Below are 17926 nucleotides of genomic sequence, written 5' to 3'. Positions count from 1 at the left end.
AAAGAAAGTGAACGGTCTGTCAGCCATGAATGCATTTATCTGTATATCTGGGAAGATAAAAAAGCAGGTGGTGAGTTATACCTACATCTGCGCCGACACGGTAAGAAATATCACAAGCGCAGTCATGGTAAAACAAACCGAGGGCAAATAAAAAATCGCGTTAGCATTGAAGAACGTCCACAAATAGTTGATGAGAAAGGTCGTATCGGAGATTGGGAAATAGATACCGTTATAGGTAAAGGTCATCGAGGCGCCCTTGTTACCATTGTAGAGCGGGTCACCCAATTCACTGTATCAACTCAGGTGGCAGGCAAAACAGCACAAGCCGTCACTGCGGCGACGATAGAACTATTAAGGCCATATAGGTCAGCGCTTCATAGCATCACGGCTGACAATGGAAAAGAGTTCGCTTATCACGAGCAAATCACAGAGGCTTTAAGTGTACCTGTTTATTTTGCTCACCCTTATCACTCATGGGAGCGCGGATTGAATGAAAACACGAATGGATTACTACGCCAGTATTGGCCGAAGAGCACAGATTTTAAGACGGTAACACCAGCGCAAGTTATACCAGTACTTGAGCAACTTAATAATCGTCCGAGGAAGACACTAGGATTTGAAACGCCTGCAAAATTGATGCAGGATCACTTGGCGGCTAAAGCCGCCTAAACGTTATGCACTTCAGATTTGAATCCGCGCTACTAAATGAGCATAATTAAAGCTGTTAAGAAATAGCCATCCATAGCGACTTGTTTTATTCTATCACGGTACCTATATGCGTAACAAAGCATCTAAAGGTTTCTGATTAAAAAAACATCTCACAAATCTACTGGTATATCCATAGTAAAAGTTAAAACTCATTTGATATTGAAATAACGCTTAAAATTAAAAGTTTTTTATTTATTTTTAAGCATTTATTGACTAACTTTTATGTAACTAAGCAATCTTGTACTAAAACCAAAGGAACCATAAGCCACTTATGTTACAACAAAGCCTTTCTAAAAAGTTGCTGACCAGTGTTTTATCGGTCTATTTCTTGCTAACCTTTGTGGTCACTTGCGGGCAAGTCCTTGCTGAATATGTAAATACAAAAGACTATATTAGAGATGAATTAGCCACCTTACAAAAAACCTTTAGTCGTAGTTTAACCAGAGCCATTTGGGAGCTAAACACCAAGCAAACTATTACCACGGCAGAAGGCCTATTAGCCATCCCTATGATTGAAGGCATAATAGTGCGCGACGATAGCGGCGAAATAATCTCGCAGCTTGGGCGTTCTCTCGACATACATAAGTTGTATAGCCAACAATTAGTTCAAGAAGAAGTTATTTTAGAAGATTCTAAGTCAGGTTTATTTGGATATACCTTTCCGCTTATATTCGAATTTTCGGGTAGAGCAACACAAGTTGGCGACGTTACTTTATTTTCTAGTCGAGAAGTCGTATTTAGTCGCATTATGGTTTCAATCTATTTTTTGATTGGTAATGCGATGATAAAAACAACATTTTTGATTATTTTGTTTTTAATGGCGTTCAGAAAACTACTTACCGATCCCCTATCTCAATTTATAGAACAAATAGAAAACCTTGAATTAGACGAACTTGAAGGTCAGCACATAGAAATAGAAACAGAAGAACATAACGAGCTAAAAGTAATGGAGGAGTCATTTAACAATCTGATAGATAAAGTTGTTCAATACCGCCTAGAGCTTGAGCATGCGCAAAAACAGCTAATAATAAGTAACGAAAAACTAGATCAACATAATGTTCAATTAGAGCAAGACGTAGCTCGTAAAACATCAAATTTAAGCCAAGCGATGATGGATTTACAACAACAAAAATATGAATTAGAAAAACAAAAAATTGTATTAACTGATGAAGTCGATCTTCGTCGCAGTACCGAACAAGAGCTACTAACAAAACAAACCGAGTTACAACGTTACGTAGATGAATTAAGCCTTGCACAAGAGCGCCTACTCGGCACTGAAAAAATGGCCGCATTAGGTGGGCTAGTTGCAGGAATAACTCACGATATTAATACTCCAATAGGTATTGGTGTTACCGCAATCTCATTTTTACAAGAGCGTTTAAATCAACTTGAAGCTGCCTATAAAGAAAAAACCCTGTCGCCTAAAGCCCTCGAAAATTTTATTAATGATGCTCAACAAAGTACTAGTTTACTAACAACAAACCTTGATAGAGCCTCAGAGTTAATTGCCAGCTTTAAGCAAATAGCAGTTGATCAAGCAAGCGAAGCCATAAGAACCATTAATTTTAAAGATTATGTAAACGAGGTTATTCGCTCACTTCATCCACAACTTAAAAAAACAGCCCATACTATTAAATTAGAATGCCCTGATGATCTTGTTTTAAATTTGCCTGCGGGTGCAATAAGCCAAATTTTTACTAACTTAATTATGAACTCACTTATCCATGGTTTTGAAGGCAAAAATAACGGCATTATGGATATAAAAATAACCAGTGACGAAACAAATCTAATCATTGACTACAAAGACAATGGTAATGGAGTGACAAGCGAGCAATTGAAAAAGTTGTTTGATCCGTTTTTTACTACCAAACGAGATCAGGGCGGAAGCGGACTTGGCACACACATAATGCTCAATTTAGTTAAACAAACTTTAAGCGGATCTATAGATGCAAGTAGCGAAGCTGGTAAGGGTTTACGTTACTATATTAAATTTCCAAAAAACATGCCTAAACCACTGCCTATTTTTAATCAAAATTAAACAGCCAGTAACAAATCAGTCATTTCGAGATACTGATTTTATTGTTATGATTGGATAAATTTTCAAATGGATCAATCCCCATGTGGTTTAGTAACCTTATTTGTTACCGCTTTAAGCAAGACGTTTCGTATACTCAAGAAGATTTCGATAAAGCATTAGAGCAAGACTTGTTTCGTCCATGTACAGGTCAAGAATTATCGACATTTGGCTGGACAAAAGCATTTGGAAAACACGGCGGTACATTATCGCACTTTTCACAAAAAAGTATTTTAGTGTGTGCTAAGCGTGAAGAGAAAGTATTACCTGCTTCTGTTATTAATGAACTTGTTGCTGAAAAAGTTGATTTAATTGAAGCAGAAGAAAATCGCCCAGTTAAGAAAAAAGAAAAAGACGAATTAAAAGAAAATATTCTTCATGCTCTACTTCCACAAGCGTTTAAAAAATCTAGTTTACAATTTGCATTTATCGACCAAGAAAACGGTTGGGTTGTAGTAAACAGTGGCAGCTTTAATAAAGCAGAAGAGTTACTTGCCCTACTTCGTAAATCACTGGGTACATTACCTGTAGTACCTGCATTTGCAAATTACGACCTTGATGTATTTTTAACAGATTGGTTAACTAACTTCAGCACACCTGAAGGCTTTGCAATAGGCTCAGATGCCGAACTTGAAGAAGCAGACGACAGTGGCGCACAAGTTAAACTTAAAGGTCATGACTTATCATGTGACGAAGTTAAATCGCATCTTGAAAGCGGTAAACGTGTAACTAAACTTGCACTCGATTGGCAAGAGCGCGTTAAGTTCATGCTGCAAAATGATGGCTCTATTAAACGTTTAAGCTATTCAGAAACGTTAAAAGAAGAAAATGCTGATATCCCAAAAGAAGATATGGCAGTAAAACTAGATGCAGACTTTATTCTCTCTTCAGAAGAAATTAAACAATTACTTGAAGAGTTAACGTCTGGCTTAGGTGATGCAGACGATTTAGTAAAACCTTAAAGTTAAAACTATTTTAAGTATAAAAAAAGCACGATTCACTCGTGCTTTTTTATGCTTAAAATTTAAGAGAACTTAACTAAACATATCTTTCACATCAACTAACATATCGTTGTACTCATCACTAGAGAACAACTGCATAGACGGAATAACACCTTTATCTATGTATACCTGTAATGCAGCTGATTTATCAGATACCTGTAATGTCCCCTCTAAAATAGCGCCAATGCGGATAAAGTCTACATAGCCAATTTGAGCTGGTTTATAACTCGGATCCGCCCAACTAAGTGCCACATCAGAAAACTCATCCGGAAACTCCCATGCACGCATAATAGAAAAACCTATTTTACCACTTAGTTTTTGGATTGCATGCGCTAAAAAACCAGGGTTAGCAAACACTTCTGGGTGTCGTTCAGCTTCAGTCAAAATAGGCAACACACCAATATTATAGACAAGTGCAGTTAATGTAATTGCATCGCGGTTTAGTGATGTATGCTTATTATTTTTTAAATAAAATTCCATCAACGATATAGAATGACTCGCAACGGTCAGCGTTTTTTGCCACGCCTTGCCCATATAACCCTTGATGAGCTCATTGTTTGACACAAATAATTGCTCCATAGCCATCGCTGTTGCAATATTTTTAATTTGGCGCAAGCCAATACGCGTAACCGCCTGATGTAAATTAGATACTTTTACAGAGCGTCCCATAATCGCACTATTAGCTACTTTAATCATACGTGCAGATAAAGCGGGATCTTGTGAAATAACATCTGACATTTGCATTAAATTCACATCGGGGTTATCGGCAGCATGGCGGATCTTAATAGCTACTTCAGGTAACGTGGGTAAAACCAGTGTGTCATTATTTATTCTATCGACTAAAATAGTTAAAAGTGCATTTTCTGTAGACATAAAACGGTCATCCTTTTGTTCTTAGGTTGCAATGCAAATGCAAACCACGACAATTAATTTTTTGATATTAGTAATACAATTAGTATTGTCTAACTTACCGCTAAAGTTAAGGAAATTATAGAGATTTATTTTTTTATTAACACTATTTTATCCCGACCATTTGCCTTACAACGCCTAACACTTGCTATTTACCATTCAGTTTTGCTTTAATGCAGTCACAATAAGGAAGCGTTTGTGCATTTTCAGCTACTTTGTTAGCAAGTACAAAATATTAAACTTACTTTTTTAACAGGCAAAATAATGATCTTAAATAAAATTAGCCAAGCAATTATGCTCTCTGGTGTCGTTTTTCTTAGTGCATGCTCAGAGCAAGCTCCCTCTTCTACCGACAACACAACAGCAAAAACAGATCAATCTTCAAAAGCAGAAAATAAGCAAATGGGTCCACAACTCATAAATGCTGACCAGCAACGTTTAGATATTTATACCGACTTTAGTTTACAAAGTGATTTGTCGCATTTAAGTGATAATCAAAAAGCCATGATTGTTAAACTTATTGATGCATCAAAAGTAATGGATGAGTTATTTTGGAAACAATCATTTAGTGAAAGTAAAAGTGCATTTTTAGCAAAGTTAAACGATGAAAAAGTTCGTACATTTGCCGATATTAACTATGGTCCATGGGATCGTTTAAATGGTGATGAAGCTTTTTTATCTGGTTATAAAGAAAAACCACTTGGTGCGCAGTTTTACCCTGCAGACATCACTAAAGAAGAATTAAACAATGCCGACGTTGAAGACAAAACAGGTCTTTACTCTGTTATTAAACGTGATGAGCAAGGCAAACTTTACAGCGTACCTTACTCTAAAGAGTATGCCACTGAACTTGCAAAAGCAGCCGACTTGCTACGCGAAGCAAGTAAGCTTGCTGACGACAAAGAATTTGCAAGCTATCTAAACCTTCGTGCTGATGCACTGCAAAAAAATGATTTTCAAGTATCTGATTTTGCATGGATGGATATGAAGAATAACCCTATTGATGTGGTTATTGGTCCTATTGAGACTTACGAAGACCAGTTGTTTGGTTACCGTGCTGCTTATGAGTCTTATGTATTAATTAAAGATCTAAAATGGAGCGAACGCCTAGCTAAATTTGCAGCATTTTTACCTGAGCTTCAAAAAGATTTACCTGTTGATGCTAAGTACAAACAGGAAGTACCTGGCTCTGACGCCGACTTAAACGCTTATGATGTTGTTTATTACGCAGGCCACTCTAACGCTGGTAGTAAAACAATAGCAATTAACTTGCCAAACGATGAGCAAGTACAACTAGAAAAAGGTACTCGCCGCCTACAACTTAAAAATGCAATGCGTGCTAAGTTTGACAAAATTTTAGTACCAATTGCTGATCAACTGATTGTACCTGAACAACGTAAGCATATTACTTTCAATGCATTTTTTGCTAACACCATGTTTCACGAAGTGGCTCACGGTCTAGGTATTAAAAATACCATTACAGGTAAAGGTACCGTTCGCCAATCTCTACAAGAACACGCAAGTGCACTTGAGGAAGGTAAAGCCGATATACTTGGTTTATATATGGTTGAGCAGTTGCTTAAAAAAGGCGAGATTACTGAAGGTACACTTGAAGATTACTACACAACCTTTATGGCTGGTATTTTCCGCTCAGTACGTTTTGGTGCATCAAGTGCACATGGTCAAGCAAACATGATCCGCTTTAACTTTTTTGCACAAGAAGGCGCATTTTCTAAAAATGAAGCTGGTTTATATCGCGTTAATATGGAAAAAATGAGCATTGCAATGGCTAAGCTTTCTCGCTTAATTTTAACCTTACAAGGTGATGGCGATTACGAAAAAGTAGACCAGCTAATTGCAACTCATGGCGACATTAAAGAAGAACTTGCTAAAGACTTAGAAAAACTAAGCAAAGCAAATATTCCTGTAGATGTAACGTTTAAGCAAGGTAAAGAAGTACTAGGGCTTAAATAAGCTTAGTTAAACTTAGCTAAACCCTAAAAAAGCGTTGCAGTTTAAAACTGTAGCGCTTTTTTTAACTCTGTAATTTGTAACTCTGTATACGGAACTGCTGGATACTTACCCCAAATTGGCGCAGGCCAGGCAGCATCAGTCGTAAAACGTGCTATATGATGAATATGTAATTGCGGCACCATGTTCCCCAAAGCAGCAATGTTTAACTTATCAGGCTTAAATACATTCATAATCAACTTGCTTAGCTTTGCAGACTCTTTTAAATACACAATTTGATCACCCTCAGATAAATCAATAATCTCTTTTAAGGCAGGTTGCCTTGGTACTAATACAAACCATGGATACTGACTATCGTTCAACAAAAGTACTTTACACAGCGGCCAATCGGCAAGAGCTATACAGTCGCGTTTAAGCTCTGGGGCTAATTCGAATTCAGGGTTAGTCATTATAATGTCCTGCTTAGTCTTTAATAATTGACACTTTATAGCATTTAGTTGCAGTTGCACACGCTTGGCTTTACCATTCAAAGTAATATTTATAAAAGCGAAGGCAATCTTGTGCTAAAAAAAATAAAACACCTTTCACTTGCCCTGCCATTAATAGTTGGCGCTATTAGTGTTCAAGCAAAACCTTTATCGCTGGAGCGTATTTTTGACGATCCTAGCCTGTCGGGTAAGTCGCCGGTACAACTTAAATTTTCGCCGGATGGCAGCCGAGTAACTTATTTACAAGGTAAAAATGATGACTACAACCGCTACGATTTATGGGAATACAATTTAAAAGATAAAAAAAATCGTATTCTGGTTGATTCAGCTAAATTATTTTCAGGCCCAGAAAATCTATCTGATGAAGAAAAAGCACGCCGTGAACGCCAACGTATTTTTGGTAAAGGCATACTTGAATACAAATGGTCTAAAGATGGTAAAGCGCTTTTATTTCCACTTAACGGCGACCTTTATTATTACGAACTAGCATCAGGTAAAAGTAAAAAACTAACCGACACTGAAACATTTGAAACCGATGCACGTTTTTCACCTAAAGGTAACTATGTATCGTTTATTCGAGAGCAAAACCTTTATGCTTTAGAACTTGAATCAGGTAAAGAAATTCAGCTTAGCAAAGACGGTGGCGGCGTTATTAAAAACGGCATGGCCGAGTTTGTTGCTCAAGAAGAAATGAGCCGCATGACTGGCTATTGGTGGTCAGGTGACGAATCTAAAATTGCTTACACTCGTGTTGACGAAACCCCAGTAAAAGAAGCCATACGTAACGAAATTTACGCTGATGAAGTAAAACTATTTAATCAACGTTACCCATTTACAGGTACCGATAATGTCAAAATTCAACTTGGCGTAGTAAAACTAAACGATCAACAAGTAGATTGGATTGATTTAGGTAAAGACGAAGATATTTATATTGCCCGCGCTAAGTGGTTAAAAGATAGCGATACACTGTCGTACCAGTGGCAAAACCGCTCGCAACATAAACTAGAACTTCGTTTTTATAACAGTGAGTCAAAAACGCAAAAGGTAGCACTTACCGAAAACAGCGATACGTGGATCAACCTACATTTTGATCTTGAGTTTTTAAAAGACAAAAAACACTTTGTATGGGCATCTGAACGCGACGGTTTTAAACACTTATACCTATATCGCACAAATGGTCAGCTTGTTCGCCAAATTACAGCTGGTGATTGGACTGTTGATAGCTTAAAAGGCATTGATGAGAAAAAAGGCGTTGTGTACTTTGCTGGTCGAAAAGATACCCCTCTTGAAAGCCACCTATACAGCGCTCCTTTATTCAAAAAGGGCGAAACAAAACGTATTACCGAAAAAGGTCAGTACCATAATGTTGTAATAGCAAAAGACAGCAAAACCTTTATCGATAATAGCTCGTCTGACAATAAACCAAATTCAGCAGCACTTCGCAAAATAAATGGCGAATTTATTACGTGGCTTGAAGAAAACAAGCTAGACAGTAATCACCCGCTTACACCTTATTTAAGTGACTTAACAAAACCAGAGTACGGCACAATTAAAGCCGAAGATGGTCAAGTAATGCATTATCGCCTATTTAAACCAAGCAACGTAACTGATGGCAAAAAACACCCTGTTATTGTTAACGTATACGGTGGTCCGCATGCACAACGAGTAACGAATAGCTGGCGTAGTAAAAACTTGTATTTTCAGTACATGGCGCAACAAGGTTACGTGATTTTTCAACTCGACAACCGTGGTTCTTATAACCGTGGTAAAAAGTTTGAAGATGCTATTTACAAGCACTTAGGTGTGGTTGAAGTGGCAGATCAAATTAAAGGCGTAGAGTTTTTACGTACTCTTGATTTTGTAGACCCACAACGCATTGGTGTTTATGGTCATAGTTACGGCGGCTACATGGCACTTATGACCATGTTTAAAGCGGGTGATTACTTTCAAGCAGGCGTGTCAGGTGCACCTGTAACCGATTGGGCACTATACGATACACATTATACTGAGCGTTATTTAGGTCACCCTGATACAAATGCTAAGGGCTATGAAGACAGTGCTGTTTTTCCTTACGCAGATGGCTTAAAAGGTCCATTAATGATTTACCATGGCATGGCAGACGACAACGTGTTGTTTACTCATTCCACTAAATTATTTAAGCAGCTTCAAGATAATGAGAAACAGTTTGAAATGATGACCTACCCAGGCTCTAAACACAGCTTACGTGGTAAACAAGTACAAACGCACTTACATCAAACCATTACTAACTTCTTTAATCGTCATTTTGATGTTAAATAGTTAAACAAGTTTAAAAAGTAGACTAAAGGCTGATTGATAAATCAGCCTTTTTTTTGCCTTAATGGTTATTGAGCCTAGATTAAATATACTTTTTAGCTACGCTTATTCTATGCACCTATCAGTGCAAACTTATAAAGGATAAATGTATGCCCAACCTTCGTCGTTTTAGTATTTTTCAACGGTTTGCCATTTTGGTGGGGATTGTTATTTTTGGTTTGATTGTATTAAGTATTTCTAGCTTAAATCATCAATATGACGCACTCAAAAATGAACAATATATAAAAACACAAAATGTAGTAGAAACTGCCTACAGTATAATCACCCACTTTCATGAGCTTGAACAAAACCAAACTCTTACCCAACAACAAGCGCAATCACAAGCAATGCAAGCTATTCGCGCACTCAGATACGACAATACTAATTACTTTTGGATTAATAACTACCAACCAGAAATGATAATGCACCCCATAAAACCGGCACTTGAAGGGAAAGATTTAACCAATAATAAAGACCCAGACGGTAAAGCATTGTTTGTTGATATGGTAAATATTGTCAAAAGTTCTGGTGAAGGTTTTATACCGTATAAATGGCCAAAACCCGGAAAAGATAAGCCAGTCGATAAAATTGCGTTTGTTAAAGGATTTAACCAATGGCAATGGATTATTGGATCTGGTGTTTACCTCGATTCGATTGATACCGCATTTGAAGAACAGCGAAATTTAATAATTATAAATGCTCTTATTATGATATTTGCCATTATTTTATTTAGTTACTTTATAGGCAAAAGTATTGTCGCTCCTACACGGCTTGCTGCCGATATGATGAAAGATATATCGCAAGGTGAAGGTGATTTAACACGTAGTTTAAATGAAGAAGGAAATGACGAAATTTCAGAGCTATCTCATTCATTTAACTCTTTTATATCAAAAATGCGTGAATCTTTAGTTCATGTATCGCAAAGTGCAACTGATGTGGGTGAACATGCATATACAGTTGATGAATCAAGTAAAACGAGTCACTCATACATTGAACTACAAAACGACAGTTCAACACAAGTAGCAGCCGCTATGGAACAAATGACCCATCAAATACATGACGTAAGCCGCAATGCAGAAGCCGCTGAGCAAGCAGCAAACGATGCAGCTAAAAATGCATCTACTGGCAAAAATGTAGTCGCTAAAACCATTACCGCAATAGAAACGCTCTCTAGCAATATAGAAACGGTGAGCCGTGTAACCGAAGACCTAGCAAACGAAAGTCACAATATTGGTTCAGTACTTGATGTTATTAGGAGTATTTCGGAACAAACCAATTTGCTCGCATTAAACGCAGCAATTGAAGCGGCACGTGCGGGCGAACATGGTCGTGGTTTTGCTGTAGTTGCCGATGAAGTCCGTACTTTAGCAAGCCGTACAGGGCAAAGTACTGATGAAATTCAAGCTATGATAACCAAACTTCAAGAAGGTGCGAAAGCGGCTGTAGAGGCTGTTAAATCAAGCCAAGCACTTTCTATTTCTACAGTAGATCAAGCCTCATTAGCTAATACCTCTCTTAATGAAATTGAAAGACTCGTATCAATAATCACAGAGATGAATAGCCAAATAGCTCGCGCTACAGAACAACAAACTCAAGCCGCCGATGAGGTTAATTTACGAATAAACGATTTGTCGCATTCAACCGAAAAGTCGCTAGATAATACCAAGCAGTTAACTGGTGCGAGCGATAAACTAAAACAAAGTAGTGTGCAGCTATCAAGTGTTGTTAATCGATTTAAACTAGATTAAGCGATAACTTATTGAGTATTCATTAAAAAGCCCCAAATTATGACTTATAATTTGGGGCTTTTATTTTAAAGCGATAACTTATTAAGTATTACAAACAATAACGTGCAAACAAGCTAGTTACAGACGCAGCAGTTGGCTTACCATGTTGCCAATCACCACCTTCAACACCGCTACCTGCAATATCCATATGAACATATGGTAAAGGTTGCGCAGAGTCGTTACCGTGCTTATCTAGCCCGCCTACAATAGCCATAAACGCCATTGGGAACTGATGCCCACGGGCTGTAACTGCAGATGCGGCATTATTACTAGAAAGTACATCGTCAGCTAACGTACGCGGTTTAATAAAATCATAATCTTCACGGCGTGAACGCGATACTTCTGCGCCATCTGCCCATAAATCGCCGCAATCGGCTATTTGACGTGAAACACCTGCACTACGAGCTGGACCATTTTCAACGTATGCACCGTAAGGACCCATTGCACGAGCAGCGTGCCCCGTTAATGTAGCAACAGTAAATAACGTTGGATTGATTTCGCCTTTAGCTAAATCTTTCATTTCGCTAAGTAAGTCGCCCATAGCTAAACGCCCTTCTGCATCAGTATTACCAATGCGTACACGTACACCCTCGCGGCTAGTGATTATTTCATCTGGTACAAAACAATCAGAACCAATAGAGTTACGAACAACGGCTAAGTACGATACTACTTTTACGCCTTTAGGCTGATAATCTGCAACGGCTTTCATAAACCCTGCAACAGATGCTGCGCCACCTTTATCGCGGCTCATACCTGCCATGTGTCCGCCAACTTTTAAATCTGCACCGCCGGTGTCATATACAAGACCCTTACCTACAAACATAAGCGTACGAGTAATTTCGCCCTCTGGTACATATTCAAGCTTAACAACACGTGGATGATGACGCTCAACTGCATAAGATGCACGAGCAACAGTACTTAACATTGGATAATTTTTATCAATAGCTGCAATATCGTCAATTACGTCAACCGCAATTTTTGAGCCTTTAAATAAATCAACGCAGTAATCTGCAAAGCGAGGCGGAGCCATACGCTCAGGCTCAGTACCACATAAGTCACGTGCAGCATATTGACCCGCAGCAATTGCATTAACGGCTTTAATTGTTTGATCACTAGCTCCAACTAAACCAATATTTATTACTGGTTCAATTCCTTCACCATGAAACTCGCGCGCTTCTAATGGTTGCCATAAAGCCTGACAAGCGCCTAAATAAGCAACTTCTAGAGCGTGTTGGTAACGGCTATCGCCATTAAGATTTGGTAAAAATATTGCAGGGTTAACACTGCCCGATGCTTTCGCTTCATTAATTGCTAGTTTAGCGGCATCAAAGTAACGACGTACGTCGTCGTAATCTCTGTTTAACGGACCTGTTGGAGCAAGTATTACACGCTTGTTTTCAATTACTAATAAAGTAACTTGCTTACCAATGCGAGAGTCTACTTTTGATAGTGCTAAAACAGCATCGCGTAATGGGTTATTTGGTAATTGAGAAAAATCATCACTGATAATGATCAATGCATCATGATATGTGCATTCAAGGCTAGTACTTACTGGCTGAGCCAGCACAGCTTTTGGATATGCCATAAATAAAGGTCCTGTTAAAAAACATAAGCCTCTATTATCGTCGATTTAAATATTGAAGACCAGTAAGCTGCAACGACTTTGCCATTTAAGATATTGCTAACACCTTACTTTATTGGCAACTTAAAGTTACAACTTTACTTAACTAATCAAGAATACTGAGTTGTTGGTTTTGTTCTGGTTTATTTTTAATACCAACGCCAATCCCTAATAATCGTACTGGTTGCTGGAGCCCTCGCTGGTGGGCTTTTGTAAGCAATTGAGCAAAAATTTCAGTATTTAATTGATGATATGCCTGATCCGCAGAGGTCACTACAAAGTTTGCAAACTTTACCTTAACACTCAGTTTATTAATTCGGTTTTCTAATTGCTGCTTATTCAAACGTATTGTTAATTCGTCTAGTAATTTAGGAAGCTGATCAAGGCATTCTTGTAAGCTATTTTTATTATACTCATAGGTATGCTCAACACTTAGCGACTTTCTAATTCGGTTAGTAGACACCTGACCAACATACTCACCAGCACATTTTTGATAAAGCGACACACCAAAATTACCCACATGTTGCTGCATCCAGTTTACGCCTTTTTCGCGTATATCTTTACCGGTATATAACCCTTTTAAGTTGAGTTTTTCGAGCGTAACTTTACCCACTCCCGGAATTTTACCTAATGGTAACTGTGCTAAAAAGTCATCTACTTCATTGGGTAACACAACAAATTGACCATTGGGTTTATTTTCATCACTGGCTATTTTTGCAATAAACTTAATAGGCGCAATGCCTGCTGATGCAGTAAGCCCCGTTGCATTATAAATATCAGCACGAATTTGTTGAGCTATAAGTGTGGCACTGCCTTTACAAACGGTACTGTCTGTTACATCAAGATAGGCTTCGTCAAGAGAGAGAGGTTCAATTAAGTCTGTGTAACGGTTAAATACTTCACGTATTTGATTTGAGGCTTCTTTATAAACAGCCATACGCCCAGGTACAATAACTAAATCGGGGCACAGTTGTTTGGCATGATAATTCGACATAGCCGATCGCACACCATATTCTCTTGCAATATAGTTCGCCGTGGAAAGAACCCCACGACGACTATTCCCCCCAATTGCCAGTGGAACACTTGCAAGCTTAGGGTTATCGCGCATTTCTACGGCTGCATAAAAGCAATCCATATCTATGTGAATAAACTTTTTCATCACCACAATAACAACTGTTTATTTATACAGCCATTATTATGTAATCACTTTTAATTAGCAAGTATCTGCGCAATGAACTAATTATTTAATCACTTGTGTTTTATTAGAACAGTGCATCCAAAAGGCAAACTCTGTTAAAAAACCTATCACAAGTAACGTAACTGCGCCCGGTGCATTACCCATCGCAAAGCAGGTAAAAGACGCAATAAAAATCAAAGAAGCCAAAGCCCAACTAATTATATTTTGCAATGTGTGTGTCCTATTGTGTACTACAGTGTGTAATTTAACTCTAGTCTCAAAATTAATTTCATTCAACTAAAATTATTAAAACGACGATTGATATCTTGAGGTAGTTACTTCATATTGATAATCTAAGTACTTTAAAACTAAGAGCTATAAGTGCATGCAAGCGTTTAAAGAACAGCACCCTATTCATACCGATATAACCGTAGCTTGGGCAGATATGGATGCCCTTCAACACGTAAATAATGTCGTTTATTTACGTTATTTTGAAATAGCCCGAATCGACTTTTTAAATAAAATAAACTTATTTGATACCATTAGCCCAAATAGTACTGGTCCTGTTATAAGCGAAAATAACATTCGTTATAAGCGCCCAGTTACTTTTCCAGATACGCTTACTGTAGGCGTTACAATTACAGATATTAAAACCGATCGCTTTGTGATGAATTACACCGTATTTAGTCACGCACAAAATGCCGTAACTACAACCGGCAACTCAAAAGTGGTTATGTTTGATTTTACAACAGGGAAAAAAGCCCCTATTTCAGAGCCTCTTTTATCAGCTTTAATTAGCTATGCTCAAGACGACTAATAAGGAACTTTCATGCAATACAGTCCACTAGGTAGCAGTGGTATTAATATTTCTCGAGTATGTTTAGGCAGCATGACATGGGGTAAGCAAAATACACAAAGCGATGCTGATGAACAAATAACTTATGCTCTTGCCCAAGGCGTAAATTTTATTGATACAGCCGAAATGTACGCTGTGCCACCGTCTCCTGAAACTTATGGTAAAACAGAGCTAATTATTGGCGATTGGTTATCACGAAATAAGCAAAAACGTAGTGAGATCGTACTCGCGACTAAAATTGCTGGTAACGGTTTATCGTGGGTTCGTGATGGCGGCAATATTACTCGCCAAACAGTTATCGAAGCAGTCGATAGTTCTCTAAAGCGTCTACAAACTGATTATATTGATTTATACCAATTACATTGGCCAAACCGCTCTACTCCACACTTTGGTAGGCAATGGCCCGGTACGCTCAAATTTACTGATGTAAATACACAAGAGCAACAAGCCAGCATGCTTGATATTTTAGAAGGTTTAAATGACTGCGTAAAAGCAGGAAAAATTAAGCATTGTGGTTTGTCTGACGATACACCATGGGGTATAAGCCAGTTTTTAAGCTTAGCCAAAGAGCACGATTTGCCGCGCATGGTGTCTATTCAAAACGAATTTAGCTTAGCCCACGCTAAAGATTGGCCATATTTAATTGAGCAATGTGTTCATGAGGATATAGCTTATTTACCGTGGTCACCTTTAGCTGCTGGTTTATTGACGGGTAAATATTTAAACGGTGCCCGACCAGAAGGCTCTCGCTGGACCTTTATGCAGCGTAACGGTATTTTTAGAGATACACCAAACGCAGAGCAAGCAACAAAGCAATATGTAGAGCTTGCTCGTGAAAATAATATTACCCCAGCACAGCTTGCGCTAGCGTGGTGTAATCAGGTTGATGGGGTTACTTCTTCAATTATTGGGGCAACATCTATAGCTCAATTAAAGGAAGACATAGACGCATTTAGCATAACGTTGAGCGACAAAATTTTAGCCGATATAAATGCTATTTTTAGAAGCTTTCCGATGCCATATTAAATTCGTACTTCGTTAATAGGTAGTGCTATTATGGCTACTTATTAACAATAAACTTTTTGTAAAATTTATTCGCTAAACGACTAACGCTATACTTTAATTAACTTTTGTTATGTTAAGAGTCATTGACTATGCCAAAAAACGGATACTTTGTACTTTCATTATTTATAACATATAACGTATGCGCTTCTGAGCAAGAAAAACAGCCTTTACAAGAAATCATTTGGCTACAAAGCCATACTGCCCCATTTCATATTGCTAAAAGTGAGCGCTCACCACAAGGTGGGTTATGCGACAACTTAACAGAGCAACTTATAAATAATATCCCTGGGGTAAAACATACTCGTTTAGCAGTTCCGCAAGCGCGAATTCATAAATACTTAGCTGAAGGTAAAAATATCTGCTTGCCGTGTACTATTTATAAAAACCACTCTAATCAGATGTTTAAATACTCAAACCCAACAGCTGTGTACCCGCCGTTTTCTGTTATTACAACAAAAGCACTTAAGCCTATACTTACTAAAAAGTACGGTAACCCTATTCATTTAATTAGTTTATTAACTGATCAGAACTATATTTATGGTCAAGCTGCAACTAGAAGGTTTTCACCAAACATAAATACAATTATTAATAATAGAGTTCTGCATATTAACGCACCTTTAAATTTGAGTAACGAAAACCAAACAATGACTACGCAGCTAAATTACGGTTTTTTAGATTATGTAATTGATTACCCATTTATGATTAACTATTTTAAACAACAAAATAAGTTTAATAACCTTGTAAGCATACCAATCGAAGAAAATTACAATACAGTTATTCAAGGTGCTGTGGGTTGCGCAGTTAATGCACCTAATAACTTTGCCGAACAAGCTATAAATAAAATTAACTTCGCATTAAAAAATAAAATATTACAATCTTATGAATATCAACATACTCAATATGACTGGCTAAACAACGGTACTAATAACTTTAGACAGCACTATAGTGACTATGTATTAAATTTTAATTCGCACACCACTGCTGCTCAAGCAAGCATTGTTCGTTAGTGTAAAGTGCTACTTTAAAAATACAATCAGCAGTCACCTCACCTACTCCAGCAGGCGTACCTGTCATAATAATATCGCCATCTTCTAAGCTCATAAATTCACTAATTTCTTGCAAAATTGATTCAGGCTTATAAAGCATAAAATGAGAATCGCCTTGCTGAATGACTTCATTATTAATTTTAAGTTCGAACTTAAAGTGCTGCATTTCATCAGTTAATTCTACAAAGTCACTTAAAATAACAGAGCCGTCAAACGCTTTAGCTCGCTCCCATGGCAGCCCTTTATTTTTTAATTTACTTTGTACGGTACGTTTAGTTAAATCTAAACCTAGCCCAACCCCAACAAATTTTTTATTTTTAACGACAAAACATAACTCAGTTTCATAATGCAGCGTATCGCCGTTATGAGCTGCAAATAACGTATCCGTAATCGCGCTGTTTGGTTTGTTAAATAACACCATTTGGTCTGGCGTTTCGTTGTTTAGCTCTGCAATGTGTGCGGTATAGTTACGACCAACACACACTACTTTTGATGGTGTTAATTTTTCAGATACTAACTTTATTGAATGCATATAAATAACGTCTCAGTTAATAGGACCTGTTGACCTTTCAGGATTAAAATTTGTTCAATCTAGGGCCTATTTAATCGCGGCGCGATGTTTGTAACCTAGTGGGCTCGATAACTGCTCCTGCGTTATTCTACTGACTTACATCCATGTAAGAATAAGTAAAAACCGAGCAAAGCTTCCGCGTCCTGCTCACGCCCCTTACCGACATCAATGTAGGCAACAAAGAGTAAATAGTCCCTGGGCAGAACCCTTCGGGCAGCGCATGTCTTGCCTTTATGCTACGTTATTGCCTATTTATGGGGAATAACCACACTACACAGGCTCTGCCTTAACCTAAATACCAAACATACTGCTGCAAAT

The 17926-nt window shown here is 37.8% G+C and carries 14 protein-coding genes; 9 read left to right on the top strand and 5 right to left on the bottom strand.

The window, feature by feature from the left end; all coding sequences use genetic code 11:
* From L647_RS0118605 to rdgC, 3 genes are all read left to right on the top strand, one after another.
* A partial coding sequence (locus L647_RS0118605) for an IS30 family transposase (RefSeq protein WP_024610111.1) occupies positions 1-669 on the top strand: 669 nt, incomplete at its 5' end.
* Positions 670-979: 310 nt separating this feature from the next.
* Positions 980-2746, top strand: coding sequence for an ATP-binding protein (locus tag L647_RS0118600; RefSeq protein ID WP_024612376.1), 1767 nt, complete (start codon positions 980-982; stop codon positions 2744-2746).
* An 80-nt stretch (positions 2747-2826) separates the two neighbouring features.
* The gene (rdgC, locus tag L647_RS0118595) at positions 2827-3744 is read left to right on the top strand and encodes a recombination-associated protein RdgC (RefSeq protein ID WP_024612375.1); all 918 of its coding nucleotides are present in this window, start codon (positions 2827-2829) and stop codon (positions 3742-3744) included.
* 72 nt (positions 3745-3816) lie between these two features.
* On the opposite strand, the gene L647_RS0118590 is transcribed toward rdgC, so the two are convergent.
* Positions 3817-4656 carry an HDOD domain-containing protein gene (locus L647_RS0118590; RefSeq protein ID WP_024612374.1) on the bottom strand — a complete coding sequence of 280 codons (840 nt, stop codon included), beginning with the start codon at positions 4654-4656 and terminating at the stop codon, positions 3817-3819.
* A gap of 300 nt (positions 4657-4956) precedes the next feature.
* Here L647_RS0118590 and L647_RS0118585 point away from each other — a divergent pair, with 300 nt between their 5' ends.
* Positions 4957-6666 (top strand): hypothetical protein, encoded by a 1710-nt coding sequence (locus tag L647_RS0118585; RefSeq protein ID WP_024612373.1) that lies wholly within the window; start codon positions 4957-4959, stop codon positions 6664-6666.
* A gap of 41 nt (positions 6667-6707) precedes the next feature.
* Here the strand turns inward: L647_RS0118585 and L647_RS0118580 are convergent, their stop codons facing one another.
* Positions 6708-7112 (bottom strand): HIT family protein, encoded by a 405-nt coding sequence (locus L647_RS0118580; RefSeq protein ID WP_024612372.1) that lies wholly within the window; start codon positions 7110-7112, stop codon positions 6708-6710.
* Between the two features lie 111 nt (positions 7113-7223).
* Here L647_RS0118580 and L647_RS0118575 point away from each other — a divergent pair, with 111 nt between their 5' ends.
* On the top strand, positions 7224-9449 hold the full coding sequence (locus L647_RS0118575) for a S9 family peptidase (RefSeq protein ID WP_024612371.1): 2226 nt from the start codon (positions 7224-7226) through the stop codon (positions 9447-9449).
* A 146-nt stretch (positions 9450-9595) separates the two neighbouring features.
* Positions 9596-11233, top strand: a complete 1638-nt coding sequence (locus tag L647_RS0118570) for a methyl-accepting chemotaxis protein (RefSeq protein WP_024612370.1) — start codon at positions 9596-9598, stop codon at positions 11231-11233.
* Between the two features lie 88 nt (positions 11234-11321).
* On the opposite strand, the gene L647_RS0118565 is transcribed toward L647_RS0118570, so the two are convergent.
* Positions 11322-12857 (bottom strand): leucyl aminopeptidase family protein, encoded by a 1536-nt coding sequence (locus tag L647_RS0118565; protein WP_024612369.1) that lies wholly within the window; start codon positions 12855-12857, stop codon positions 11322-11324.
* Positions 12858-12999: 142 nt separating this feature from the next.
* Positions 13000-14052 (bottom strand): DNA polymerase IV, encoded by a 1053-nt coding sequence (gene dinB / locus L647_RS0118560; RefSeq protein WP_033024493.1) that lies wholly within the window; start codon positions 14050-14052, stop codon positions 13000-13002.
* 403 nt (positions 14053-14455) lie between these two features.
* On the opposite strand from dinB, the gene L647_RS0118550 reads away from it, so the two are divergent.
* From L647_RS0118550 to L647_RS0118540, 3 genes are all read left to right on the top strand, one after another.
* Positions 14456-14887 carry a thioesterase family protein gene (locus L647_RS0118550; RefSeq protein ID WP_024612367.1) on the top strand — a complete coding sequence of 144 codons (432 nt, stop codon included), beginning with the start codon at positions 14456-14458 and terminating at the stop codon, positions 14885-14887.
* Between the two features lie 12 nt (positions 14888-14899).
* Positions 14900-15952 (top strand): aldo/keto reductase, encoded by a 1053-nt coding sequence (locus L647_RS0118545; RefSeq protein WP_024612366.1) that lies wholly within the window; start codon positions 14900-14902, stop codon positions 15950-15952.
* A 128-nt stretch (positions 15953-16080) separates the two neighbouring features.
* A complete protein-coding gene (locus tag L647_RS0118540; RefSeq protein WP_024612365.1) occupies positions 16081-16998 on the top strand; it encodes an ABC transporter substrate-binding protein in 918 nt (305 codons plus the stop codon).
* Here L647_RS0118540 and L647_RS0118535 read toward each other — a convergent pair.
* Complete coding sequence (locus L647_RS0118535) at positions 16955-17569, bottom strand: fumarylacetoacetate hydrolase family protein (RefSeq protein WP_024612364.1); 615 nt, start codon at positions 17567-17569, stop codon at positions 16955-16957. The genes L647_RS0118540 and L647_RS0118535 overlap by 44 nt on opposite strands.
* Between the last annotated feature and the right edge of the window lie 357 nt (positions 17570-17926).

This window comes from Pseudoalteromonas sp. TB64 (assembly GCF_000498095.1).
Taxonomy (GTDB): Bacteria; Pseudomonadota; Gammaproteobacteria; order Enterobacterales; family Alteromonadaceae; genus Pseudoalteromonas.
The sequence above is the reverse complement of the archived record's forward strand: the minus strand, read 5'-3'. Positions and strand labels throughout refer to the sequence as shown.

Coding starts and splice junctions, on each gene's coding strand:
- L647_RS0118600 (WP_024612376.1), top strand. CDS start 980: ATGTTACAACAAAGCCTTTCTAAAAAGTTGCTGACCAGTGTTTTATCG.
- rdgC (WP_024612375.1), top strand. CDS start 2,827: ATGTGGTTTAGTAACCTTATTTGTTACCGCTTTAAGCAAGACGTTTCG.
- L647_RS0118590 (WP_024612374.1), bottom strand. CDS start 4,656: ATGTCTACAGAAAATGCACTTTTAACTATTTTAGTCGATAGAATAAAT.
- L647_RS0118585 (WP_024612373.1), top strand. CDS start 4,957: ATGATCTTAAATAAAATTAGCCAAGCAATTATGCTCTCTGGTGTCGTT.
- L647_RS0118580 (WP_024612372.1), bottom strand. CDS start 7,112: ATGACTAACCCTGAATTCGAATTAGCCCCAGAGCTTAAACGCGACTGT.
- L647_RS0118570 (WP_024612370.1), top strand. CDS start 9,596: ATGCCCAACCTTCGTCGTTTTAGTATTTTTCAACGGTTTGCCATTTTG.
- L647_RS0118565 (WP_024612369.1), bottom strand. CDS start 12,857: ATGGCATATCCAAAAGCTGTGCTGGCTCAGCCAGTAAGTACTAGCCTT.
- dinB (WP_033024493.1), bottom strand. CDS start 14,052: ATGAAAAAGTTTATTCACATAGATATGGATTGCTTTTATGCAGCCGTA.
- L647_RS0118550 (WP_024612367.1), top strand. CDS start 14,456: ATGCAAGCGTTTAAAGAACAGCACCCTATTCATACCGATATAACCGTA.
- L647_RS0118545 (WP_024612366.1), top strand. CDS start 14,900: ATGCAATACAGTCCACTAGGTAGCAGTGGTATTAATATTTCTCGAGTA.
- L647_RS0118540 (WP_024612365.1), top strand. CDS start 16,081: ATGCCAAAAAACGGATACTTTGTACTTTCATTATTTATAACATATAAC.
- L647_RS0118535 (WP_024612364.1), bottom strand. CDS start 17,569: ATGCATTCAATAAAGTTAGTATCTGAAAAATTAACACCATCAAAAGTA.